Source organism: Sphingomonas sp. SORGH_AS_0789 (assembly GCF_031453055.1).
GTDB lineage: Bacteria > Pseudomonadota > Alphaproteobacteria > Sphingomonadales > Sphingomonadaceae > Sphingomonas.
Genome location: NZ_JAVIYV010000001.1, coordinates 2,980,798 through 3,005,584, shown reverse-complemented (window position 1 = coordinate 3,005,584; position 24,787 = coordinate 2,980,798). Strand labels below are relative to the sequence as shown.

Genomic DNA, 24,787 nt, shown 5'->3' with positions numbered 1-24,787 from the left:
ACACAAAGGGGCCTTATGTCGATTGCACCCGTTTCCCTGATCGCGATGGTCGCCGCGCTGACCAGCCCGGCGCAGCAGACCGATCGTCCGCAGCCCAAGGCGGCCACCGCCGCCAAGACCGTGACGCAGGACCCGCCCGCGCCGGTGGTCGCCAAGCCCGGCGGGATGACCAACCGCGACTGGTGGCCCAGCCGCCTCGACCTGACCGCGCTGCGCCAGCATGAGGACACGCGCGCCAATCCTTATGGCGCCGATTATGACTATGTGAAGGAATTCAACAGCCTCGACATGGCGGCGGTCAAGGCCGACATCCGCAAGGTGCTTCACACGTCGCAGCCCTGGTGGCCGTCCGACTATGGCAATTACGGCCCCTTCTTCATCCGCATGGCCTGGCACAGTGCGGGCACGTACCGCGCCGGGGACGGGCGCGGCGGCTCGGACGGCGGCGAGCAGCGCTTCGATCCGCTGAACAGCTGGCCCGACAATGTCAGCCTGGACAAGGCCCGTCGCCTCGTCTGGCCGATCAAGCAGAAATATGGCCGTCGGCTTAGCTGGGGCGACCTGATGGTGCTCAGCGGCAATGTCGCGCTGGAGGATATGGGCTTCAAGACGGTCGGCTTTGCGGGCGGGCGCGTCGATGCCTGGCAGCCCGACGTCGTCTTCTGGGGTCCCGAGACCAAGATGATGGGCACCGAGCGTTCGAACCCCGACGGCTCGCTGAAGCGGCCGCTGGCGGCGACCACCATGGGCCTCATCTACGTCAACCCGGAAGGCCCGAACGGCAATCACGACCCGATCGGCGCGGCCGCCGACATCCGCCGCGCCTTCGGCAACATGGCGATGAACGACGAGGAGACGCTGGCGCTGATCGCGGGCGGCCATACCTTCGGCAAGGCGCATGGCGCGCATCCGCAAAAGGCGTGTCTCGGCGTCGAACCCACCGCCGGTGCGATCGAGCAGCAGGGCATGGGCTGGGCCAACAAGTGCGGCAAGGGCAATGCCGAGGACACGATCACCTCGGGCCTGGAGGGCGCCTGGTCGGCCTCTCCCACCCAGTTCACCACGCAATATATCGACAATCTGCTGAACTATGACTGGGTGAAGACCAAGAGCCCGGCGGGCGCGACCCAATGGGTGCCGACCGACCCGGCGGCGGCGCAGCTGGTGCCCGACGCGCACCTGCCGAACGTGCGCCACGCCCCGATCATGTTCACCACTGACATGGCGCTGAAGGACGATCCCGCCTTCCGCAAGATCCTGGAGAGCTGGCAGAAGAACCCCGATCTGTTCGCACAGGCCTTTGCCCGCGCCTGGTTCAAGCTGACCCATCGCGACCTCGGCCCGCGCGCGCGCTATCTGGGCAGCGAGATTCCGGGCGAGACCTATAATTGGCAGGACCCGCTTCCGGCCGCCAGCTTCGCACCCATCGGGGCGGAGGATCAGGCGCGGTTGAAGGCGATGGTGCTGGCCTCGGGCCTGTCGGGTCCGGCGCTGGTCCGGACCGCCTGGGCCTCGGCCTCGACCTTCCGCAGCACCGACATGCGCGGCGGGGCGAACGGCGCGCGGCTGCGGCTCGACCCGCAACAGGGCTGGGCGGTCAACGACCCCGCCGAGCTGAAGACGGTATTGGCCAAGCTGACCGCGATCCAGAAGGACTTCGCGCGCAGCGGTCGCCAGGTGTCGATGGCCGACCTCATCGTGCTGGGCGGCAATGCGGCGGTCGAGCGGGCGGCGCAGGCTGGCGGCGTGCCGGTCAGCCTCCCCTTCACCCCCGGCCGCGTCGATGCCACCCAGGCACAGACCGACGTGACGTCCTTTGCCCATCTGGAGCCGGTCGCCGACGGCTTCCGCAACTATTACGGGCCCAAGGCGGAGGTCAGCGCGCCCGAGGCGCTGGTCGACAAGGCCGATGCGCTCGACCTGACCGTGCCGGAAATGACCGTGCTGGTCGGCGGCCTGCGCGCGCTGGACGCCAATAGCGGCGGATCGCGGAACGGCGTGCTGACGACTCGACCGGGAACGCTCAGCAACGACTTCTTCGTCAACCTGCTGACCATGGACACGGTCTGGACGAAGTCGGCGACGCCCGGTCTTTACGAGGGCAAGGACCGCGCGACGGGCACGGCTCGCTGGACCGCGACGCCGGTGGACCTGATCTTCGGCTCCAACTCCGAACTGCGCGCGGTGGCGGAGGTCTATGCCGCCGACGACGCCAAGGAGAAGTTCGTCAAGGACTTCGCCGCGGTGTGGACCAAGGTGATGGACGCGGATCGCTTCTGATCCGCAGGGAGCGAGGTCGCTGGCTCAGGCCACGGCCTCGCTTTCCACGATCTGCGGCCTTCGCGTCGCGATCCGGCGAACCTGATCGGCATCGGCCAGCATGCGCGACGGCCTGCCGATCAGATAGCCCTGAATGGCCGTACACCCCTCGCGCGCGACGATCGCCAGCTGCGCGGGTTCCTCGATCCCCTCGGCCAGCACCGGCATGTTGAGCGTCGCCCCCAGCGCGGCGACCGAGCGCAGGATCGACACGGCCTGCTCGTCCCGCTCGATCTCCGAGACGAAGGACGCATCCAGCTTGATCCGGTCGAACGGAAAGGATCGCAGCACGTCGAGCGAGGAATAGCCGACCCCGAAATCATCCAGCGCGATGGCGATGCCCATCGCCTTGAGCGCCCGCAACTGGCCCAGCGCGAAATGCCGGTCATGGATGATCGCGCTTTCGGTCAGTTCCAGCGACAACCGCTCGGGCGGCAGGCCGCTATCTTCCAGGGCCGAACGCACCGTCTCGATCAGCCGGGGATCGGCCAGATGCATGGGCGACAGGTTGACCGAAACGGGATGGCTGTTGGCCCAGCGCGCCGCCTCGAAACAGGCCTGGCGCAGGATCCAGATGCTCAGCGGCACGATGTCGCCGCTTTTTTCGGCCAGCGGGATGAACTCCGACGGCGGCACCATGCCGCGCATCGGATGGTTCCAGCGGATCAGCGCCTCATAGCCGCAAATCTCGCCCGACGGGATGGCGGCCTGCACCTGATAGTGAAGCTCGAAGGCGTTCTCGTCCAGCGCCGTGCGCAGGTCGGCGACCAGTTCGCGTCCCTGCCGGATCGCGTCGTCCATCTGCGCGTCATAGAAGCAGGGCTGGCGGGAATGGGCGGACTTGGCGCGGTACATGGCAAGGTCGGCCTTGGCGAGCAGCGCATCGGCGTCGAAGCCGTCCCGATTGGCGATCGCCACGCCGACATTCCCCCCGATCGAGGCGGTGAACCGCTCGAACAGGAAGGGCGCATCGCAGGCGGCGGTCAGGCGCGACAGGAAATCGGCCAGTTCTTCCGGCCGGTGATAGGAGATGACCGCCGAGAATTCGTCACCGCCCAGGCGCGCGACGCATTCGCCCGGCTTCAGCATCGCCGACAGCCGGGCGGACAGCGCGGCCAGCAACTGGTCGCCCGCCTGATGCCCATAGGTGTCGTTGACCACCTTGAACCGGGACAGGTCCATCATGACGACCGCCATGCACGGATATCCGCCCCGGATCAGGAAACGCTTCTCGATCTCCTCAATGAAGCTGATCCGGTTGGGCAGATCGGTCAGGCTGTCATGCATCGCCATGTGGCGCAGGCGGCGATAGGTTTCCGACTGGGTATGCCCGTCGATCAACGCGCTGATCGCGGCACAGCCGACGATGATCAGGGTCGCCACCGTCGTCGTCGTCGCCAGCGCCACCATGGTCACATCGGACAGCCCTTGCCCGAATTGCAGGACGGAGATGCGCATCGCCGTCATGCCGGTGAAGTGCAGCGCCGCGACCGCCAGGCTGAGCAGCCCCATCCCCTCCGCGGTCCGCCAGCGCCCACGCCCAGTCAGGACATGAAAGGCCAGCGCCGACAGCCCGCTGGAAAGCAGGATCGAGGCGACGACATAATGCCAGTTCCAGGTCACGACCCCGTCGACGCGATAGGCCGCCATGCCCACATAGTGCATCACGCTGATGCCCAGGCCGATCAGCGCGCCGCCGCACGCCCCGGCCTCGCGCCGTCGCCCGGCGGCGATGGCCAGGCCCGGAATGGCAAGGCCGATCACCGCCAGCAGCGACAGGAGCGTCAATATCGGATCGAGGACCACCGGCGCGGTCGTCCGGAACGCCATCATCGCGACGAAGTGGGTCGCCCATACCATCGTGCCCGCCCCGACCGCGCCCAGCACGACCCAGCCGAAGCAGCGATAGCCCGAGGACGCGCGCACCCGGCTGAACAGCTGGACGGTCGCCGCCGATCCGATCAGGCAGATCATCAGCGCGAGCGCGACGAGGCGCAGATCATGCTGCGTGAAGATACAGAGCGCGACCGCGATCATGCCGACCCCCGCATATCGAGCAGATCCGCCCGTGCCTCCAGCGCGGCCGATGCCTGCCGCGCGAGCGCCGCGAGATAGGCCTTCTGGTCGACGGACGCCGGATCGCGCCGCCGGACGTCGATCACGCACAGCGCACCGACATCCACGCCCGCCCCGACCCGAAGCGGCGCGCCGATATAATATCGGATGTGCGGCGCCCCCGCCACGAACCGCAATGTCGCGAAACGGCTATCGCCGCACGGATCGCAGACCTCCAGCCCATCGGCTCGATCCAGCGCGAAGTTGCAGAAGCTGCCTTGGCGGGAATTGCAGTCAATATCCATGCCATGGGTCGCCTTGAACCATTGCCGGTCGGCATGGATCAGCGAGAGCAGGGCGATCGGAGCGTCGAACGCATGCGCCGCCGCCGAGACGAAGCGGTCAAAGCCCGGCTCGCGTGGCGATCCCGTGATGCCCAGGGCATGTACGGCGTGGGAACGTCGCCGTTCCCGGAACAGGCTCTTGAGCATCGTCTCTCATATTATGATCGTTGTTCGACCCCCTAGGTTTCACGAAAGGCTTAAGAAATCATGCTTTTCCGGGATGGTTCGGACGACTGGACCTCGCGCCCCGTCACGCCGCGCGATCGATGACGGTGCCGCGCGCGCCGACGATCCGGTACTCGTCGCCATCCACCAGCAGCTGGGGGCTGACCGCGCGGCAATTATAGGTCGACGCCATCGCCGCGCCATAGGCGCCGGTGGTATGGAACACCGCCAGGTCGCCCCGGCGCACCGCGTCGATCTCCCGCCCTCGTGCAAAGCTGTCCCCCGTCTCGCAGATCGGCCCGGCGATATGCGCCTGCATCCGACCGCCGTGCGGTGCGACCGCCGCAAAGCGGTGGAACGCGTCGTACAGGGCGGGCCGCATGAGGTCGTTCATCGCCGCATCGACGATGACATAGGGATGGGTGACGCCCGGCTTCACCCAGATCACGCGGGTCAGCAGCAACCCCGCCGCGCCCACGATCGCCCGGCCGGGCTCGACGGTCAGCGCGACGTTCCAGTCCCGGCTCACGCGACCGACCATCCGGGCATAATCCTCGAACGACGGCGCCGTCTCGCCCGGCGCATAGGCGATGCCCAGCCCGCCGCCCAGGTCGACATCGCTCACCCGGTGCCCGGCCGCGCGCAACGTCCGGACCAGTTCGCCGATGCGGGAAAAGGCCCGCTCCATCGGCGTCAGGTCGCGAAGCTGGCTGCCGATATGCACCGCGATCCCCCGCAGATCGAGCCCGTCGAGGCGCGCCAGACGCGCATATATCACCGGGGCGGCATCGATCGGCACCCCGAACTTGGTCTCGCGCTGCCCGGTGGCGATCTTCGCATGGGTGCCCGCATCGACATCCGGATTGACGCGCAGGACGACCGGCGCACGCACGCCCCGCGCGCGGGCGAGGTCGGACAGGACCTGCCCCTCCTCCTCCAGTTCCAGATTGAACTGGCCGATGCCCGCGTCGAGCGCCTGGACCATCTCCCGGTCGGTCTTGCCGACGCCGGAAAAGACGATGTCCTGCGGCTTCATGCCGGCCGCGATCGTATGGGCCAGCTCGCCCCCGGAGACGATGTCCGCGCCATAACCGCATTCCGCGAGCAGGCGCAGCACCGCGATGTTGGGATTGGCCTTCACCGCAAAGGCCCGCCGCGCGACGGGCAGCGGGGCCAGCGCCGCCGAGAAGCCATGAGCGGCATGGCGCAGCGCTGCGGCGGAATAGACATGCACCGGCGTGCCCACCGCCTCGGCGATGCGCGGCAGCGGCACGTCCTCGGCATGGAGGATGCCGTCGCGATAGTCGAAAAATGCCATGAAGGGTCTCCGTGATGGAGGGATGGTCAGTCGAGGCGGCGGCGATGGCGCCGGATACGCTCGGCATGGATCACGTCGGCGGTGAGGCCATGGCCCCGCCGCTCGGCGCGCAACGCGGTCGCCACCCGCTTGCCATGGGTCATCAGCACCAGCCCCAGGAGCGCGATCGGAAAGAAGGGGATCGCCAGCGGTGCCTCGCCCAGCCCCATCGCCGCCGCGCAGGAGCCGCCGCACAGCAGCGCGCCCATCGCCCGCCAAGCCCTGTCGCGCCCGGTCATGCCGCGCCGGGTCATGCCGCCTTCTCCAGCCATGTCCGGTCGTCCTGTGCGATGACAAGGATGGCGGCCTGCGACCCGGCGGCCGTGATCGGCCCACGCCAGAGCAGGATGTCGGCGGGCACATCGCGTTCGGCCCGCAAGGCTTCGTCCAGCGTCAGCGACACGAACTCCAGGCCGATGGCGGGGTCGCTGGCCCGCCGCGCGGCGCAGCGGGCGCGGCCGATCATCGCGGGCGAGCCGCCGATCCCCCGCCCCTCGATCGCGGTGAAGCCGAGCATGCGGGCATGCCGCACCGCACGGATCAACACCGCCCCCGCGCCGCAATCGGCATCGACGATGCGGACTGCGAAACGCCGCTGCTCGCGCAGGCGGGACAAAGCGGACCGGATGGCGGGCCAGCGCGGGTCATGGGCGATCATCGACCGTCCCCCCTCAGGCCGCACGCGGCAGCGCGCGTTCGGACGGCGCGACCGGCACGAACGCCACCAGCGGGCGGAGCGGCTCGATCGCCACCACGACGGCGGCGTGATAGGCGTGACGCTCGCCCTGCGCATACTGCATCGCGGCCGCGAAGGAGACGAAACGCCCCTCCATCCGCTTGCCGCTATCCTGGACCAGCCAATGGCCCGCGACATCCTGTCCGACATACAGGGTCGGGCCGCTTGGGTCCGCTTCGGGAAGCACTTCCGACATGACGTACGATCCTCGTCATCGACGCGGACCGACCGTGATCCGCGCCGCCCCAGCTACGGATCGGCGCATAGGGTTTCGAGATCGATTTCCGGGGATCGCATAGCATTGGCATAGCGCCGCAATGTGCGGGCGCCCGCTCAATCCTTCGGCAGTGTCTCCAGCTCCTTGCCGACCAGCGGCGCGACACGATCCGCGATCCGGGCGACCCCGGTCGCATTGGGGTGGACTCCGTCGGGCAGCATCAGCATCCGGTTACCCAGCACCCCTTGCAGAATGAACGGGTCGAGCACCGCATGATGGCTGGTCGCAAGGTCGGGCCATATCGCATTGAAACGCGACGCGAAGTCCGGTCCAAGATTGGGCGGTGCCATCATCCCGGTCAGGATCACCGGAATGTCCCGACGGGCCAGTTCGTCCAGCATCGCCGTCATGTTCGCGCGCGTCTCCGCCGGATCGACCTGGCGCAGCACGTCATTGCCCCCCAGCCCGAGCATCACCAGATCGGGCTTCGTCTTCAGCCGGTCGAGCGTATAGGCCAGCCGTCGCCGCCCGTCGGCGGTGGTGTCACCCGAAACCCCGGCATTGACGACCGTGGCATCGATCCCCTGCCCGCGCAGCCGTGCCTGGATCGCATCGGGCAGGCTCTGGCCCCGCTGGAGACCATATCCGGCATAGAGGCTGTCGCCGAATGCCAGCACCACCCGCCTGGGACCGGACACGGGGACGCTGGCGCTGGGCGACGGGCTGGACTGCGCCGGGGCGGCCGAGGCGACATTCGTCGCGGGCGGCTCGTCCTCGCGCCGGGTATCGCAGGCGGATAACAGCCATGCCGCTTGGAGAAGCGCGGCCCCGGCCACATATGGCGTCCTGGTCATCTCTGTCTTGGAATCCCCGCAACTATGGTCGCAGGCAATATGGTCATCCGGGCGACGGATGTAAGGCTGACGCTGGGCGGTGCCGCGCCGGTCGAGATCCTGAAGGGCATCGACCTGACGGTGAGAGATGGCGAGAGCCTGGCGCTGCTCGGCGCATCGGGATCGGGCAAGTCGTCGCTGATGGCGGTGCTCGCCGGGCTGGAGCGGGCGACGTCGGGCCGGGTCGAGGTGGCGGGAACCGATTTCGGCGCGCTGGACGAAGACGGACTGGCCATCGCGCGGCGCGGCCGGATCGGCATCGTGCTCCAGGCCTTTCACCTGTTGCCGACGATGACCGCGCGCGAGAATGTCGCGGTGCCGATGGAGCTGGCCGGGGAGGCCGACGCCTTTGCCCGCGCGGAGGCCGAGCTGACGGCGGTCGGGCTGGCGCACCGGCTGGATCATTATCCTGCGCAATTGTCGGGCGGCGAGCAGCAGCGCGTCGCCATCGCCCGCGCGCTCGGCCCGCGCCCGCGGATCGTCTTTGCCGACGAACCCACCGGCAATCTGGATGCGGCGACCGGCGCGCGGGTGATGGACCTGTTGTTCGACCGGCGCGCGGCGACCGGCGCGACGCTGGTTGTCATCACCCATGATCCGGCGCTGGCCCGGCGCTGCGACCGGGTGGTCGAACTCGCCGATGGCCGGATCGCCGCGTGAGCGGCTGGTCGCTGGCCTGGCGGCTTGCCCGGCGTGAGCTGTCGGTGCGGTTCCGGGGACTGCGCCTGTTGCTGCTGTGCCTGTTCCTCGGCGTCGGCGCGCTGGCCGCGATCGGCAGCCTGAGCGATGCGATCGGCGGAGAACTGGCCGCGCGGGGCCGGGTCATCCTGGGCGGCGATGTCGAATTCGCCGTCTCGCAGCGGCAGGCCGACCGGCCCGAGTTGGCGGCGATGCAGGCCTCCGGTCGGGTGTCGGAAACGATCCGGATGCAGTCGATGGCCGTCACCCCCGACGGCGCGACCGCCCCGGTCCAGCTGAAGGCGGTCGATGCCGCCTATCCGCTCTATGGCCGGTTGACGCTGGCCAACGGACGCACCGCCCGCGCACCGGGTGCAGGCGGCGTCTGGATAGGGCGTGCGCTGGCCGAGCGGCTGTCCGTGGCGCCCGGCGCCCGGCTGCGCTTCGGCACGGCATGGTTCCGGGTCGGCGGGATCATCGCGGACGAGCCCGACCGGCTGGGCGAAGGCTTCACGCTGGGCCCGGTCGCGATCGTCTCGCGAGCGGGGCTCGACCGGACCGGACTGGTCCAGCCGGGCAGCCTGTACGATAGCCGCTATCGCATCGCCACCGCGCGCGATCCGGCGCAGGTCGCCAAGGCGTTCGAACGCAGCTTCGCCACCGCGGGTTGGGAGACGCGGACCCGCGACCGCGCATCGCCCGGCGCCAGCCGCTTCGTCGCGCGCATGGGGGAGTTCCTGACGCTGGTCGGGCTCGCCGCGCTGGTGATCGCCGGGATCGGGGTCGGCAACGGCGTCGGTTCCTATCTGGAGGCGCGTCGCGGCAGCATCGCGATGCTGAAGGTGCTGGGCGCGACATCGGGTCTCGTGGCGAGGATCTATCTGCTCCAGCTGTTCGCCGTGGCCGGGGTCGGCATCCTGCTGGGCCTGGCGGCGGGGATCGTCGCGGTGCCGCTGGTCGGGCTGGCCATGGGGTCGGTGCTGCCCGTCGCGCCGGGGCTGACGATCGCGCCCGTCCCGCTGGCGTTGGCGGCGGGATATGGCCTGCTGATCGCGCTCGCCTTTTGCGCGCGACCGCTTGTCGCGGCGGGGCGCGTGCCGGCGGCGGCGCTGCTGCGCGGCGTGCTCGATGCGCGAGCGGGTGGGGGCTGGCGCGGCACCCTATGGGGCGTGGCGGCGGGCGTGCCCGTCGTGGCGCTCGCGCTGTCGACCACCGGGCGTCCGGGCTTTGCGGCCGGGTTCCTGGGCGCGACGGCGGCGACGCTGGCGCTGCTGGTCGGGATCGGCGCGGCGATCCGGGGAGCCGCGCGCCGCCTGCCCCGCCCGCGCCGCCCGCTCGCGCGGCTGGCCGTCACCGCGCTCCACCGGCCGGGATCGCGGACCGTATCGCTGGTCGTCGCACTCGGCCTGGGGCTGACGCTGTTCGTCCTGCTGGCGAGCATCCGGACCAGCATCGACGGCAATATCCGGCTTTCGGTCCCGGCGCGGGCGCCGGCGCTGTTCGCGCTCGACGTGCCGCCCGAACGCGAAGCCGAATTCCGGCGCATCGTCACGCAGGTCGCCCCGTCGGCCCGGATCGCGACCGTTCCGCTGATGCGCGGCACGATCACCGGCTATGGCACCACCCGCGTCGCCGACCTGGCCACGATCCCCGAAGGCGCCTGGGCGCTGCGGGGCGAGCGCGGGCTGACCTTCGCGGCTTCGCTGCCTCCCGGCAGTACCCTGACGGCCGGGCGATGGTGGCGTGGCGCGGAGGGTAGCCGAAGCCTCGTGTCGATCGACGAGCGGCTGGCAAAGGCGCTGAACCTGCGGATCGGCGACCCGCTGACCGTCTCGGTGCTGGGGATCGAGCGGACCGCGCGGATCGCCTCGTTCCGGCGGATCGCCTGGGACACGCTGGGGTTCAACTTCGTCATGGTCTTCTCGCCGGGGGCGTTGGCCGATGTGCCGCACAATCTGGCCGCCACCATCGACATGCCCGCCGCACAAGGGTCGGCGGTGACTCGCGCGCTGCTGCCCCATTTCCCCTCCACCTCGGTCGTGGAGGTCGGCGGCGTGCTCCAGCAGGTACAGGACGTCGTCGGCCAGATGGCGACCGCGATCACCGTCGCGGCGGGCATCGCGGTGCTCGCGGGGATCGCGGTGCTGCTGGGCGCAATCGCGGCGGCGCGCGCGGCGCGGACCTATGACGCGGTCATGCTGAAGGTGCTGGGCGCGACGCGGCGACAGGTTCTGGCGACGCAGGCGATCGAATATGCGCTGCTCGCCGGGATCGTCGGCCTGGTCGCGCTCCTGCTCGGCGTGGGCGGCGGGTGGTTCGTCGTCACCCGGCTGTTCCAGTTCGAATGGCTGCCCGACTGGACCGTCATCCTGGCGACGCTGGTGATCGGCGCCGTCGTGACGATCGGCATCGGTATCCTGGGCACGCTTCCGGTCCTGCGGGCACGGCCCTCGGCCGCGTTGCGGGCGCTCTAGGTCGGATCGCCATTCAGTATTGCGTCTTCTTCCCCTCTCCCCTGGACAGGGGAGAGGGTTAGCGAAGCTTGCCAGCCTGCTGGCTAGCGCAGCTTGGGTGAGGGGTTGAGCGAGCCCAAAGGCTCGCGCGCTCGCTTCGCGAGCGCCCACCCCTCACCCAGCTCCGACTAAGCCTTTGCTTTCGCAAAGGCCAAGTCTGCGCAACCCTCTCCCCTCTGCGAGGGGCGAGGGAAGGAAAGGTATCGCTGAATGTCGATCCGCCTTGGGTCGAGAGGCGTCCCGCACACTGGCGAGCGGTGCGATCGATATCCATCATGAAGGAATGACGACTCCCTATCATAGTCCCCAATCGCGTCGCGCCGCCCTGTGGCTGGCCCTTGGGCTGATGATCGGCGCCTGTTCGCCGCTCAAGACCTTCGACGCGCTGGTGCCCAAGGATGGCGAAGCCAGGCGGGTGGCGACGGGGCTGGCCTATGGCCGCGACGCCCGACAGGTGCTCGACATCTATGCGCCGCGCTTGGGCGCCGCCGGGTCCAAGCCGGTGATCGTCTTCTTCTATGGCGGCAGCTGGAACAGCGGGACGCGGTCGGGCTATGCCTTTGTCGGCCGGGCGCTGGCGGCGCAGGGCTTCGTGGTCGTGATCCCGGATTACCGGCTGGTGCCGAACGTCCGCTATCCCGCCTTTGTCGAGGACGGCGCGGTAGCGGTGCGCTGGGCGGAAGCAAATGTCGGGTCGTTTGGGGGCGATCCGCGGCGCATCGTGCTGATGGGCCATTCGGCGGGCGGCTATATCGCGGCGATGCTGGCGGTCGACGATCGCTGGCTCGGCCCAGATCGGAGCGCGGTCCGTGGCTTGGTCGGGCTGGCGGCCCCCTATGACTTTGCGCCCTTCGACGTCGATGTCAGTCGCGCGGCGTTCGGCGCATGGCCGCGCCCCGAGGAGACCCAGCCCGTCCACTGGGCAGGCGCAGGCGATCCCCCCGCCCTGCTGCTGGTCGGGGGCGAGGACCGGACGGTCCCGCCCCGCAACAGCGAGACGCTGGCGAACCGATTGCGCACGGGCAGCGTGCCGGTGACGCTACGCACCTATCCCAAGCTGGGGCATGTCGGGATGATCCTGTCGGTCGCACGCCCCTTTCGCGGCCGCGCCCCCGTCATCGCCGATGTCGCGGCGTTCGCCCATGCGGTGACGCGGTAGGGCCCCGCCGCTCGGCGCTTCGATTGCGGCGCGCGTGATGGTGGTCGCGGTGATGGCCGGGTTCCCAGCATGGCGTCGCTTCAGCCATGGGTGCCGCGACGTCGAAGCAATCCTCGGCCGTGTCTCCGGCGGTCGGCAAGGCATGGGCCGGGACGGCGGCCAGGCCCGAGCAAAGGGCGATCATCGACAGGAAGAGGCGGCGCATGGGGAATCCTTCGGGCGTGAGGCGCGTGATACCCCGCCGTTTCACCCGAAAGCCCGATCCCGCCGACTTAAATGAATTTCACCTGGTGCGCCGAGCCTTGGCCGTGAACGGCATGTGCGGCTATGCCGGTCGCATGGCTGCCATCCTGGTCATCGAAGACGACGACGCCACCGCCACGGCCATCATCGCCGAGCTGGAGCGGCACGGCCATGATGCCAGCCGCGCCGCCGATGGCGAGACCGGCCTGACCCTGGCCACGCGCGAGGCCTTCGATGCGATCACGCTCGACCGGATGCTGCCGGGGCTGGACGGGCTGAGCCTGGTCGCCCGGCTGCGCGAGCGTCATGTCGCCATCCCCGTCCTGATGCTGAGCGCCTTGAGCGACGTGGACGAGCGGATCGCGGGCCTGCGCGCCGGTGGCGACGATTACCTGACCAAGCCGTTCGATTTCGCCGAGATGGCGATGCGGGTCGAGGTGCTGCTCCGGCGGCGCGAACAGGCCGAGGCGGTAGTGCTGCGCGGCGGCGGGATCGAATGCGACCTCGTCCGCCGCACGGTCAGGGTGGACGGCGTGCCGACCCGGCTACTCCATATGGAATTCCGCCTGCTCGAATTCCTGATGCGCAACCGGGGCGAGGTGATGACCCGGCGGATCATCTTCGAGCGGGTCTGGGGCTATTATTTCGATCCCGGCGCCAATCTCATCAGCGTCCATATCGCCCGCCTCCGCAAGAAGATCGACCGGCCGGGCCATCCCTCCCCCATACTGACGGTGAAGGGAGAGGGCTATCTCTTCGACGCCGGTTGAGCCGCTGCACTGGCGCGAGGTCGTCCGGATCAGCACCTTCCGCCTGTCGGCGATGCTGGGGGCGGTGTTCGTCATCGGGCTGATCGCGATGCTGGGCGTGGTCTATTTCGCCGCCGCCCGCGACCTGACCGCGCGCAGCGACCGCATCCTGCACGCCGTCGCCGAGCCCCTGGCGCGGGTGCCCGCCGACCAGCTGCCCGACCGGGTCCGGTATGAACTGAGGCGGAACCGGACCGGCTTCAACTATCTGGCGCTGATCGCGGGTGACGGTACGCCGGTGCTGGGCAATGTCCGTCTCCTGCGGCCGCTGGTCCCCGGCCGTCCCGTCGACGTGGAGAGCGGGTCGCGCGGGCCGTTCCGCCTGGTCGCGTTCCGGACGCGCGACGGCGAGACGTTGCTGGTCGGTCGCGACATCAGCCTGCTGCGCGTCCTGCGCCATACCATATTGGAGACGCTGATCGTCAGCGGCCTGCTGATCCTGCTCTGCGTCGCGGCGGCGGCGGTGGGGTTCAGCCGGGCCCCGCTCCGCCGCGTCCGGGCGCTGCAACGCGCCAGCCGGGAGATCGCGGCGGGCGACTTTTCCGTTCGGATGCCGATCGCGGGGCGGCACGACGAACTCGATCAGTTCGCCAATACGGTGAATGCGACCGTCGAGGAGGTCGGCCGCGTCGTCGCGCAGGTGAAGGGCGTGACCGATGCGATCGCCCATGACCTGCGCACCCCGCTCACCCGCGTCCGCGCCACGCTGAACGCGCTCTCCCACCGGCCGCATGACCCGGCGGAGGTGGCGGCGGGCATCGGTCGGGCGACCGCCGACCTGGACCTGGTCCTCGAACGCTTCGCCGCGCTATTACGCATCTCCGAGCTGGAGGCGGGGCGTCGACGCGCGGGCTTCCACAGGATCGACCTGGCCCTGCTGGTCGCGCAGGTCGCCGAGCTGTACGAGCCATTGGCCGAGGACCGCGATATCGCCCTGTCGGTGGCGACCCGGCCGCTATGGGTCGAGGGCGACGACCGGCTGCTGTTCGAGGCGCTCAGCAACCTTGTCGACAATGCGATCAAGTTCGCGCGCCCCGGCGGCCGGGTCGGCATCGCGCTGACCGAGGACGATCGCGGCCCGGCCATCGAAGTCCGTGACGACGGCCCCGGCATTCCGCCCGAGGAGCGCGATGCGGTCCTGCGGCGTTTCCACCGGGGCGTGGCGGCGCGGGACGTGCCGGGCAGCGGCCTGGGCCTCAGCGTCGTCGTCGCGATCCTGAACCTCCACGGCTTTCGCCTGCACCTGTCCGACGCCCGGCCCGGCCTGTGCGTCCGGATCGCGCTGCCCCGGTCGGTGTGAAATTCATTTAAGTCGCCTGTGCCCCCGATCGGCGCGAAAGAGGCTTCCGTCGGCGACGCGGCCGCGGTCCCCACCCTCTTCCCCCGCGCCGTCGCCGACACCCTGTTCGTGTCCGACACCGGGATGCCCATGCTTCAACTCGTCAAGCTCGCCCTTGCCAAGCCCTATAGCTTCGTCGTCCTCGCGATCCTGATCGTGCTGGGCGGCGGGATCGCGGCGGTCGAGACGCCGACCGACATCTTCCCCGACATCCGCATCCCGGTGATCGCGGCGGTATGGACCTATCGCGGGCTGCCGCCCCGCGACATGTCGGGGCGCGTCATCTATTACTATGAGCGTTCGCTGTCCGCGACGGTCGGCGATATCGACCATATCGAGAGCCAGTCGCTGTCGGGCGTCGGGATCGTGAAGATCTTCTTCCGCCCCGGCGTCGACATCCGCACCGCCACCGCGCAGGTGACGGCCGTCTCGCAGACCGTGCTGAAGCAGATGCCGCCGGGCATCACCCCGCCGCTGATCCTGAACTACAACGCCTCGACCGTGCCGATCCTGCAACTGGCGCTGTCCGGCAAGGGCCTGTCCGAAGAGAAGATCTACGACCTGGGCCAGAACATGATCCGTCCGGCGCTGGCATCGGTCCAGGGCGCGGCGATCCCGTCGCCCTATGGCGGCAAGGAGCGGCAGATCCAGATCGACCTCGATCCCGCCGCGCTTCAGGCGCACCGGCTGTCGGCGACCGACGTCGCCAATGCCCTGGCGCAGCAGAACCAGATCATCCCCGCCGGGACCGCCCGGATCGGCCGCTACGAATATAATCTGCGGCTGAACAACAGCCCCGACGCGATCGAGGATCTCAACGCCCTGCCGATCCGGACGATCGACGGGACCACGGTCCTGATGCGCGACGTGGCGCATGTCCGCGACGGATCGCCGCCGCAGCGCAACGAGGTCCGGGTCGACGGCGCGCGGTCGGTGCTGATGACCGTGCTGAAGAGCGGGTCGGCCTCGACCATCGCCATCGTCGATCACGTCAAGGCGCTGATGCCGCAACTCGAAGCGACCCTGCCCGCCGGACTGAACGTCAAGCTGCTGTCCGACCAGTCGGTGTTCGTGAAGGCGGCGGTGTCGGGGGTGATGCGCGAAGGCGTGATCGCCGCCGCGCTGACCAGCCTGATGATCCTGCTGTTCCTCGGTTCGTGGCGGTCGACGGTCATCATCGCCGCCTCGATCCCGCTCGCTATCCTCGCCGCCATCGCCGGCCTGGCGCTGGCCGGGCAGACGCTCAACATCATGACGCTGGGCGGGCTGGCGCTGGCGGTCGGCATCCTGGTCGACGATGCCACCGTCACCATCGAGAATATCAACTGGCATCTCGAACAGAGCAAGCCGGTGCGCGACGCGATACTGGACGGCGCCCGGCAGATCGTCGGCCCCGCCTTCGTCTCGCTGCTGTGCATCTGCATCGCCTTCGTGCCGATGTTCTTCCTGCCGGGCGTCGCGGGCTTCCTGTTCGCGCCGATGGCGATGGCGGTGGTGTTCGCGATGATCGCCTCGTTCATCCTGTCGCGTACGCTGGTCCCGACCATGGGCAATTACCTGCTGCGCGACCATGCGGGGCCGCACACCGCCGAGGTGATGGTGACGCATGACGCCCAGGCCGGACGCCCCGAGAGCCGCAACCCGCTCCGCCGGTTCCAGCATGGGTTCGAGCGCCGGTTCGAGGGGGTGCGCGGCTATTATACCGGCCTGCTGGCCTTCGCACTCGCCCGGCGGCGGCCGTTCGTCATCGCCTTCATGGCGGTCGTCCTGATGTCCTTTGCGCTGGTGCCGATGCTGGGGCGCAACTTCTTTCCCGCCGTCGATGCGGGGCAGATCAGCCTTCACGTCCGCGCGCCCGTCGGCACCCGGATCGAGGAGACGGCGGCGCTGTTCGACCATATCGAGAACCGCATCCGCCAGGTCGTGCCCGCCGACCAGATCGACACCATCGTCGACAATATCGGCCTGCCGGTCAGCGGCATCAATCGCGCCTATTCCAACACCGGCGGCGTCGGTCCGCAGGACGGCGACATCCTGATCACGCTGAAGGAAGGCCATGGCCCGACGGCCGGGTTCGTGAAGGCCCTGCGCGAGCAGCTTCCGCACGACTTTCCGGGTTCGTCCTTCTCCTTCCTGCCCGCCGATATCGTCAGCCAGATCCTGAACTTCGGCTCGCCCGCGCCGATCGACGTCCAGGTCGCGGGCCCCGACACCAAGGGGGGCGAGGCCTATGCGCGGATGCTGGTCGCGAAACTGTCGCGGATTCCGGGGCTGGCCGATGTCCGGCTGCAACAGGCGTCCAACTATCCCGAATATGCGGTCGATGTAGACCGTGCCGAGGCGAGCCGCCTGGGCATCACCGAGAACGACGTGACGCGCAGCCTGTCGGTCAACCTGGCGGGCAGCGCGCAGGTCGCGCCGACCTTCTGGCTGAACCCGAAAAACGGCGTGTCCTATCCGATCGTGGTCCAGGCCCCGCAATATCGCGCCGACACGGTCGAACAGATCGACAATCTGCCGATCACCGGCAGCACGCCGGGCAGCTTCCAGACGCTGCGCGCGCTGGGCACGCTCCAGCGCGAGCCGAGCCCCGCCCTGGTCTCGCATTATGCGGTGCAGCCGGTGTTCGACGTCTATGCCACGCCGCAGGGCCGCGATCTGGGCGCGGTCGCCGCCGACATCCGCCAGGTGCTGGCGCAAACCAGGGGCCAGTTGCCCAAGGGCGCGACGGTGGCGCTGCGCGGACAGGTGGAGACGATGAACACCGCCTTCACCGGGCTGATCCTGGGCCTCGCCGGGGCGGTCGTGCTGATCTACCTGCTGATCGTCGTGAACTTCCAGAGCTGGACCGATCCGCTGGTGATCGTCTCCGCCCTCCCAGCCGCGCTGGCCGGGATCGTGTGGATGCTGTTCGCGACGCATACGCCGCTCAGCGTGCCCGCGCTGACCGGGGCCATCATGTGCATGGGCGTGGCGACCGCCAACAGCGTGCTGGTCGTCAGCTTCGCGCGCGAAAGGCTGGCGGCGTGCGGCGACGCCGTCCAGGCGGCGATGGAGGCGGGCGCCACCCGGTTCCGCCCGGTCCTGATGACCGCGCTGTCGATGATGATCGGCATGGCCCCGATGGCGCTGGGGCTGGGCGAAGGCGGCGAGCAGAATGCGCCGCTCGGCCGCGCGGTCATCGGCGGCCTGCTCTGCGCGACGCTCGCCACGCTCGTCTTCGTCCCCGTCGTCTTCGCCATCGCGCACCGCCGCCGGACGGCCGACACCCCTTCCCCCGCCATGCCCATCGGAGAAGCCATCCATGCATGAAGCCGCCCCGGCCCCCGCTGTGTCGGCCGACACCCCCACGCCCAAGGGCCTGAAGACCGCAGGCCTTGCCGCCGCCGTGCTGGCGATCGGCATCGTGGGGGTGGGAACCCTGTCGCGCAGCCATGACGTCGCGTCCGCGGCCAGCTGGTCGACGGCCAATGCCATTCCGACCGTCCACCTCGTCACCGTCAAGGGCGGCGCGGCGAGCGACACGCTCGACCTGCCCGCGACGCTCCAGGCCTGGGAGGCCGCCCGGCTCTTTCCGCGCGTCGGCGGCTATGTGCGCCGCTGGTCGCAGGATATCGGCGCGCATGTCGCGCAAGGGCAGGCGCTGGGCGAGATCGACACGCCCGAACTGGACGAGCAGATCGGGCAGGCCCGCGCCGCGCTCGCCAGCGCCCTGGCGCATGAGAAGCTGGCGCGCAGCACGGCGGCACGCTGGGCCGACCTGCTGACCAGCTCTTCGGTTTCCCGGCAGGAGGTCGACGAGAAGAATGGCGATCTGGCGGTCAAGACCGCCGGGGTCGCCGAGGCCCGCGCCGCGCTGTCGCGGCTGGAGGCGATGAAGCGCTATGCCGTGGTGCGCGCGCCCTTTGCCGGGGTGGTGACCGCGCGCAATGCCGAGGTTGGCGATCTGGTCGGCCCCGGCGCGGCGGCGCAGGCCCCCATGTTCGGGGTGGCCGACACCCACCGCATCCGCGTCTATGTCAACGTCCCGCAATCGCTGTCCGCGACGATCCGGCCGGGCATGACCGCGACGCTGAGCGTCCCCGCCTTTCCGGGGCGCCGCTTCCCCGCGACGGTGGCGGGGCTGTCGAGCGCGATCGATCCGCAGTCCGGGGCCTTTCGCGTCCAGTTGCTGGCCGACAATCCCGACGACCTGCTGAAGCCCGGCGGCTATGCCCAGGCGCGGTTCGACCTGCCCGGACAGGCCGGAACGGCGATGGTGCCCTCCAGCGCGATCCTGTTCGGCGCGGGCGGGGCGCAGGTCGCCACGGTCGATCCGCATGGCCGCATCGCGATGCACCGGATCCATATCGGCCAGGACAACGGCCCGACCGTCCAGATCCTGTCGGGCGTGACCCCCGGCGAGCGGATCGTCGACAATCCCCCGGACTCGCTGGCGCAGGGCGAGCTGGTGCGCGTGGGGGACGACCATCATGGCTAAATCCCGCCCCCGCTGGCTGTCGGGAGCGATGCTGGCGCTTCTCGGCGGATGTTCGATGGCCCCCGCCTATCGCCCGCCGGTCATGGCTACACCCGCGGCGTACAAGGAGATGCCGACGACGGGGGATGGCCTGTGGAAGCCGGTCGATGCGATCGCAGCCGCTCCGGCGGCGGCATGGTGGACGGGCTTTGGCGATCCGCTGCTTGATGAACTGGAGGGGCGGATCGAGCGCGACAATCCGACGCTGGCGGGTGCGCTGGCCCGCTATGATCTCGCCCGCGCGACGCTGGCGGGGGCGCGGTCGGGGCTGTTTCCGCATGTCGAGCTGACCCCCGGCCTGCTCCGCAACCGGCAATCGGACGAACGCCCGTTGCGAGGCGGATCGCAGCCGGATTTCTACACCGCCGCGACGCTGGGCGGCGACCTGTCCTATGAGGCGGACCTGTGGGGCCGCGTTCGCAATTCGGTGGCGTCCGGCCGCGCGCTGGCGGAGGCGAGCCGGGACGATCTGGCGGCGGTCAAGCTCGCGCTGCAAGGGCAGCTGGCGACCGATTTCGTCCAGTTGAGGGGACAGGACCAGCAACTCGCGCTGCTGGCCAAGACCATCGACGCTTTCGCCAGAGCGGACGCGCTGACCCGCAACCGCTTTCGCGGCGGCATCGCCACGGGGATGGATGTCGGCCGCGCGGGCGCGCTGCTCGGCGAGGCGCGCGCCCAATATGCCGCGCTGGAGGCGTCGCGCGCGATCACCGAACATGCCATCGCCAGCCTGGTCGGACAGCCCGCCTCCACCTTCGCCATCCCGCGCCGCGACGCACCGCTGGCCCAGCCCGCGATACCCGTCGGCCTGCCCTCCACACTGCTCGCCGCCCGGCCGGACGTCGCGGCGGCCGAACGGCGCATGGCGGCGGCCAATGCCCGGATCGGTGTCGCCCGGGCGGCCTTCTTCCCCCGGATCACGCTGGGCGGTACGGGCGGCTTCCAAAGCACCGCGCTCGCCGGTCTGGTCGCCGCCCCGAACCTGTTCTGGGCGATCGGCCCCGGCGCGATCCTCAACATCTTCGACGGCGGGCAGCGTCGCGCCGATCTCGCCGCCGCGCGCGCCAGCTGGAAGGCGGCCATGGCCGACTATCGCAGCCATGCGCTCGGCGCGTTCCAGGATGTCGAGGATGCGCTCGCCACACTCCGCCACCTGGACGACGCCCAGACCGCGCAGGCCCAGGCGGTGGCCGCCGCCGCCAGCACCGAGCAGATCGCGCTGGACCGGTACATCAAGGGGGCGGCCACCTATCTCGACGTCGCGACCGCGCAGGAGAGCCTGCTGCGCGACCAGCAGAGCGCCTTGTCCCTTCAGACGCAGCGGCTGGCGGCCAGCGTCGCGCTGGCGCGCGCCCTGGGCGGCGGGATCACCCCGGCTTCGGTCCGACCGGGCTAATAGGTGACCGTGACGACGACGGTGTCCGAATAGAGGCCGGGCGCCGGGGTCGGCTGGGGCGGCACGCGGCCATGGATCGCCTGCGACTGCGCCAGCCCGGTGCCCGTGGCCTGGAGAGCGCCATCCCAGCTCGACGACAGCGCCGCGTCGCGGAACAGCCCATAGGCGATGAAACTCCCCGAAGCGCCCCGCATGCGCCGGACGCCCGACGCATCGGCGTTGCGCCCCGTATCGAGCCGCACCGCATAGGCGGTCTGGTTGGTGCAGGTCATGGTCAACGCGCTTTGCGCCGTCACCGGCCGCGACAGCACGCCGGTCGTCGGGAAGGACAGCGGCGTCGCCGCCACGGTGCAGCCCCTGGACGGCGATGCGCTGACATCGAATGTCGGGCGGATCGAGGCGGAGCCCGCAAAGCCGGTGCAGTTGCTGCTCGCGCCGATCAGTTCGACCCCATAGCTGAACTGCGTGGCGTTGCCGATGAAGCTGGAGCGATAGCTGCCCGGCACCACCGTCGTCTGGCCGCCGAACAGCCGCGCATAGAGGGTACGCGTCGCCGACCCCGCCCCATTGAGCGCGACCGACACGATGATCGCGGGCACGCTGCCCAAGGTCGGATTGTCGAGCGAACCCCAGGCGACCGATCGCGCCGCATCCTGATAGAGCTGATAGCGCAGCGTGCCCGCCGTGCCGGTCATCAACCGGGCCGACCCATCGGTGCCGCCGCTGCCCGCGCCGATGCCGGGGCAGACCTTGACCACGCTGAGCAGCGGGATGCCGGTGCACGTCACCGACACCGTCCCCGTCACGTCGACCGGGCCGCTGCCCAGGAGCACCGGGCTGCCGAAGTCGATCGTCGAAACCGTCGCCGAACAGGTCTGCGCCTGCGCGGTGCCCGGCATGACAAGGAGCGCCAGGGCGGCGAGCAGCGCCAGTATCAGGGGCTTCATGGGGTCGCACTCCCGATCGGCAGGCAGACGGCGCGGACACGGACCTGTTCGCCCGGTCGCGCCGCAAAGGCGAAGCTCGCACGGCAACGCCCGCCATCGGGGTCGGTGACGACCACCTCGTTCCTGGGGTCGAGCGCACCGAGAAAGGCGACCCCGTCATAGCCGATCGCCTCGTCGGGCGCGCCCTCCCGCGCGATGCGCGACCCCAGCGGCAGCAGCCGCCCTTCCCCATCGACGAACTCGACCAGCGCGGTATCGGTCTCGCGCGCCACCCCGAAGGCGACGCGGGCGGGCACGCGGGAAAAGGCCACCGCCTCGGCATGGGTCGAGGCGATGCGCGCATCGACGGGCAATGACGAGGGGTCGATCGATATGGCGCTCGGCTCGAACGGCGCAATATCGGGGACCAGCAGCTTGCCCGACGCGCCGGTCGTCCCCACCAGCCGGTTCTCGCGGTACACGCGCACCCCGCTCGCCCCCGCATCGGCCACCGCAAAGGACTGGTCGAGCCGCCGGGCCGCATAAAGGTCGCCGCCGATCAGCGCCACGGCCCCCTCCGCCTGCAGGGTTCCCGATACCCCGCCCCCGGCATAGAGGCCCGTCGCCTCGAACTGCGCAAAGCCGGTCGTGTGGCGCAGGATCGCATGTCCCGCCCGTTCGCGGCCATCGGCGACGCGCACCGACCATCCCCAGGAACCCGGCTCATGTGCGCCCTGGCGCGACATTTCGGCATAACCCGATACCCGCCCTCGCGAAACCGTCGCGCCGGTGGTGATCGAGGCGCGCCGTCCGAACGGCAGGCTGGCGCCGACGAACAGGCCGAAGCTGCGATCGCCGCCCAGATCGGCCACGGCATTGGCGAACAGCGACAAGCGCCCGACATTGGCGGTCGAGGACAGGCTGGCCAGCCGATAGCGGTCCCCCGCCGCCGATTTGGAATTGACGAGGCTGATGCCGATCGACGCCGAGGTCGCCTGGATGGGAAGCGACAGCGAAAACTGGTCGATCTCGCGCGGGGCGCCGAAGATGCGACGGTCGCCCGTCAGGACCGGACCGAAGGATGCGGTCCGCGACGCCAGGTCGGCATAGCCGCCGATCGTCCGCATCGAGCGCAGGAGGACCGAGAAGCCGGGACGGCGCGCCTCCAGCCCGATATCGACAAGCCCGCCGGTCCGCCCATCGGCCTGGCTGATCGCGCCCGCGACCGACAGCAGCGCCCGGTCGCGCAACGTCACGACGCTCCCCGCGCCGATCTGGACCAGGCCGGCGCCAGCTTCGAGATGGCCCTGGAGCGTCCACCGGCTGGAGATGCCGCGCCGCGCCGATGCCGAGGCGATCAGCCGTCGGTCATAGTCGTTCGACACGATCGCATAGCTGCGCCGCGCAAAGCCGATCTCGGCGCTGAAGTCCGTCAGCCCCTCCGCCAGCAATTGCGGCGAGGCATAGAAGGGCGCGGTCGACACCGTCTCGCGGCCCAGCGCGTCGCGGACGACCACGGTCGCGACGCCCGCGCCCTGTACGACCGGCGGGTGCATCACGGCATAGGGCCCTGCGGGCACGCGCGTCGACAGCGTGCGGACCCGGTCGATGAACAGGTCGAGGGTCGAGGGGGCGGCCGCGCTCCCCGCCAGACGCGGGATCGGCATGGTGACCAGGCCGGGCCGCATGCCGAACGTCCGCTGGATCTGAAGGCCACCCATCCGGATCGGCCGGGTCCAGCCATGCCCGCCATTGATCGTGTCGCCCGCGCGCAGCGTCACCAGACGCGACGGATCCTCATAGCTGTAGGTGGTCGACAGTCGGGTGACGCGCGGCCCGCTGGACAGCAGCGCGACGGCGCTGTTCTCGATCAGGCCGAAGGCGCCGAATATCCGCGTCCCGAACGCCCCCGATGCCCCCGTGAAGCGGGGACCGACCGCGCTTCGGTCGCCGCTGGCGAACAGCGTATAGTCGAGCACCACGCCCGGCGGCGGACGATCCGGCACCGCCCCGCCGCGACCGTTTCGCCCGCCATCGATCAGCGTCGGCCGCTCCGCGGTCGGCCCCGCGACCAGCCACATGATCTGCCGCATCTCCTCATAGCGATACCGCAGACCGGCGATGCGCTCGAGCGGCACGTCGCCCCGATCGACCTCGACGGGCAGCGCGACGCCGACGGTCCGCAACTCGGTCGCCGGGGCGCTGAAGCCGCCATCGGGGCGCTGGGTGAACGACGCGACATAGCCGGTGGGACGGTCGTTCAGATAGACCTCCAGCTGCAACGCCTGTTCCTGGCGGCGGGGGTCCACGTCGACACCTACCCGCAAGCTGCCGTCATCCTGTGCCCATGCCGGATGGGCGCAGGACAGCGCGGCCAGGATCGTCCAGCCCAGCTCACCGGCGCGGCTGGGACGCAAGGGAGACCTCGATCGGGCCGCCATCGGAAACCGCGCGCATCCGCACATCGGCGCCGTTCGGAACGCTGGTGCCGGGGTTCAGCGGGATGCGGAGCTCGGACCCCGCCAGGACATAGCCGACCAGCCCCGCCCGCGCGAGAATCTGCTGGCTTCCCGCGATCAGTTGCAGGTCGGCCAGGCGCAGCCGCCGATTGCCCGTATTCCGCCCGACCAGCGCCGTGGTGCCCCCCGAACGGTCGATCCGCCAGCTGACATCTGGCATTCGGCGGGGAATGTCCGAGAAGAAGGCCGGGATCGACTGGCGGACGACCAGGTCGACGGTGCCCGGCTGCGCCCGGCCCGGATCGGGCACCTCGTCGATCAGGACGCGATAAGCCTCCTCGCCCACCGGCGGCGCCTTGGCAGTGCGCACGACGCGGATCAGATATTGCTGCTGCGGCGCCAGCGTTGAAAAGGGCGGACTGGCGACCACGTCGCTGGTCGGCGTCAGCACGTCCGTGCCGTTGCGCGAGGTCCATCGCATCACACGGACCTGGACCCGTACCGGCCGCTGCTCGGCATTGCTGAGCGTCAGCGCGGTGGTCCGCGCACCTGGCAAGGGATCGATGGCGACCGGCGCGACCCGGATGTCCGATGCCCGGCCGATCGCCGGGATAGTCAGCAGCATGGCGGCCACCGCTATAGCGCGTCTCATGGGCGTTC

The 24,787-nt window shown here is 69.9% G+C and carries 19 protein-coding genes; 9 read left to right on the top strand and 10 right to left on the bottom strand.

What is annotated here, in order from left to right; genetic code table 11:
- The first annotated feature begins 15 nt into the window (after positions 1-15).
- Complete coding sequence (katG, locus tag QE360_RS13780) at positions 16-2,280, top strand: catalase/peroxidase HPI (RefSeq protein WP_309702343.1); 2,265 nt, start codon at positions 16-18, stop codon at positions 2,278-2,280.
- Between the two features lie 24 nt (positions 2,281-2,304).
- On the opposite strand, the gene QE360_RS13775 is transcribed toward katG, so the two are convergent.
- The 7 genes from QE360_RS13775 to QE360_RS13745 all read right to left on the bottom strand — a co-directional run bounded on the left by QE360_RS13775 (position 2,305) and on the right by QE360_RS13745 (position 8,047).
- Positions 2,305-4,356, bottom strand: a complete 2,052-nt coding sequence (locus QE360_RS13775) for an EAL domain-containing protein (protein ID WP_309702341.1) — start codon at positions 4,354-4,356, stop codon at positions 2,305-2,307.
- A complete protein-coding gene (locus tag QE360_RS13770; RefSeq protein WP_309702339.1) occupies positions 4,353-4,865 on the bottom strand; it encodes a GAF domain-containing protein in 513 nt (170 codons plus the stop codon). The genes QE360_RS13775 and QE360_RS13770 overlap by 4 nt, the downstream gene beginning before the upstream one ends.
- A 103-nt stretch (positions 4,866-4,968) precedes the next feature.
- Positions 4,969-6,201, bottom strand: a complete 1,233-nt coding sequence (lysA, locus tag QE360_RS13765) for a diaminopimelate decarboxylase (RefSeq protein WP_309702337.1) — start codon at positions 6,199-6,201, stop codon at positions 4,969-4,971.
- A gap of 26 nt (positions 6,202-6,227) precedes the next feature.
- On the bottom strand, positions 6,228-6,494 hold the full coding sequence (locus QE360_RS13760) for a hypothetical protein (RefSeq protein WP_309702336.1): 267 nt from the start codon (positions 6,492-6,494) through the stop codon (positions 6,228-6,230).
- Complete coding sequence (locus QE360_RS13755) at positions 6,491-6,898, bottom strand: SAM-dependent methyltransferase (protein ID WP_309702335.1); 408 nt, start codon at positions 6,896-6,898, stop codon at positions 6,491-6,493. Before QE360_RS13755 ends, QE360_RS13760 begins: the two co-directional genes overlap by 4 nt.
- Before the next feature lie 13 nt (positions 6,899-6,911).
- Positions 6,912-7,172 (bottom strand): hypothetical protein, encoded by a 261-nt coding sequence (locus tag QE360_RS13750; protein ID WP_309702333.1) that lies wholly within the window; start codon positions 7,170-7,172, stop codon positions 6,912-6,914.
- Positions 7,173-7,309: 137 nt separating this feature from the next.
- Entirely contained in the window at positions 7,310-8,047 is a 738-nt protein-coding gene (locus tag QE360_RS13745; RefSeq protein ID WP_309702331.1) for an arylesterase, read from the bottom strand.
- 24 nt (positions 8,048-8,071) lie between these two features.
- Between QE360_RS13745 and QE360_RS13740 the strand changes: the two genes are divergently transcribed.
- From QE360_RS13740 to QE360_RS13705, 8 genes are all read left to right on the top strand, one after another.
- The gene (locus tag QE360_RS13740) at positions 8,072-8,746 is read left to right on the top strand and encodes an ABC transporter ATP-binding protein (RefSeq protein ID WP_309702330.1); all 675 of its coding nucleotides are present in this window, start codon (positions 8,072-8,074) and stop codon (positions 8,744-8,746) included.
- Positions 8,743-11,238: an FtsX-like permease family protein gene (locus QE360_RS13735; protein WP_309702328.1), complete on the top strand. Its 2,496-nt coding sequence runs from the start codon at positions 8,743-8,745 to the stop codon at positions 11,236-11,238. Before QE360_RS13740 ends, QE360_RS13735 begins: the two co-directional genes overlap by 4 nt.
- Positions 11,239-11,560: 322 nt before the next feature.
- Positions 11,561-12,436 carry an alpha/beta hydrolase gene (locus QE360_RS13730; RefSeq protein ID WP_309702326.1) on the top strand — a complete coding sequence of 292 codons (876 nt, stop codon included), beginning with the start codon at positions 11,561-11,563 and terminating at the stop codon, positions 12,434-12,436.
- A 338-nt stretch (positions 12,437-12,774) separates the two neighbouring features.
- Positions 12,775-13,449, top strand: a complete 675-nt coding sequence (locus QE360_RS13725; RefSeq protein WP_309704182.1) for a response regulator transcription factor — start codon at positions 12,775-12,777, stop codon at positions 13,447-13,449.
- A 52-nt stretch (positions 13,450-13,501) separates the two neighbouring features.
- On the top strand, positions 13,502-14,788 hold the full coding sequence (locus QE360_RS13720) for a HAMP domain-containing sensor histidine kinase (RefSeq protein WP_309702324.1): 1,287 nt from the start codon (positions 13,502-13,504) through the stop codon (positions 14,786-14,788).
- A gap of 129 nt (positions 14,789-14,917) precedes the next feature.
- Positions 14,918-18,139 (top strand): efflux RND transporter permease subunit, encoded by a 3,222-nt coding sequence (locus QE360_RS13715; RefSeq protein ID WP_309702322.1) that lies wholly within the window; start codon positions 14,918-14,920, stop codon positions 18,137-18,139.
- Entirely contained in the window at positions 18,132-19,307 is a 1,176-nt protein-coding gene (locus QE360_RS13710; RefSeq protein WP_309702320.1) for an efflux RND transporter periplasmic adaptor subunit, read from the top strand. The genes QE360_RS13715 and QE360_RS13710 overlap by 8 nt, the downstream gene beginning before the upstream one ends.
- Entirely contained in the window at positions 19,300-20,742 is a 1,443-nt protein-coding gene (locus QE360_RS13705) for an efflux transporter outer membrane subunit (RefSeq protein WP_309702318.1), read from the top strand. The genes QE360_RS13710 and QE360_RS13705 overlap by 8 nt, the downstream gene beginning before the upstream one ends.
- On the opposite strand, the gene QE360_RS13700 is transcribed toward QE360_RS13705, so the two are convergent.
- Genes QE360_RS13700 through QE360_RS13690 form a run of 3 tightly spaced genes read right to left on the bottom strand, consistent with a single transcriptional unit; the run spans position 20,739 to position 24,779 of the window.
- Positions 20,739-21,689, bottom strand: a complete 951-nt coding sequence (locus QE360_RS13700) for a spore coat U domain-containing protein (protein ID WP_309702316.1) — start codon at positions 21,687-21,689, stop codon at positions 20,739-20,741. The two genes, QE360_RS13705 and QE360_RS13700, sit on opposite strands and share 4 nt — an antisense overlap.
- A complete protein-coding gene (locus QE360_RS13695) occupies positions 21,686-24,085 on the bottom strand; it encodes a fimbria/pilus outer membrane usher protein (RefSeq protein WP_309702314.1) in 2,400 nt (799 codons plus the stop codon). Before QE360_RS13695 ends, QE360_RS13700 begins: the two co-directional genes overlap by 4 nt.
- A complete protein-coding gene (locus QE360_RS13690) occupies positions 24,063-24,779 on the bottom strand; it encodes a molecular chaperone (protein ID WP_309702313.1) in 717 nt (238 codons plus the stop codon). Before QE360_RS13690 ends, QE360_RS13695 begins: the two co-directional genes overlap by 23 nt.
- Positions 24,780-24,787 lie beyond the last annotated feature (8 nt).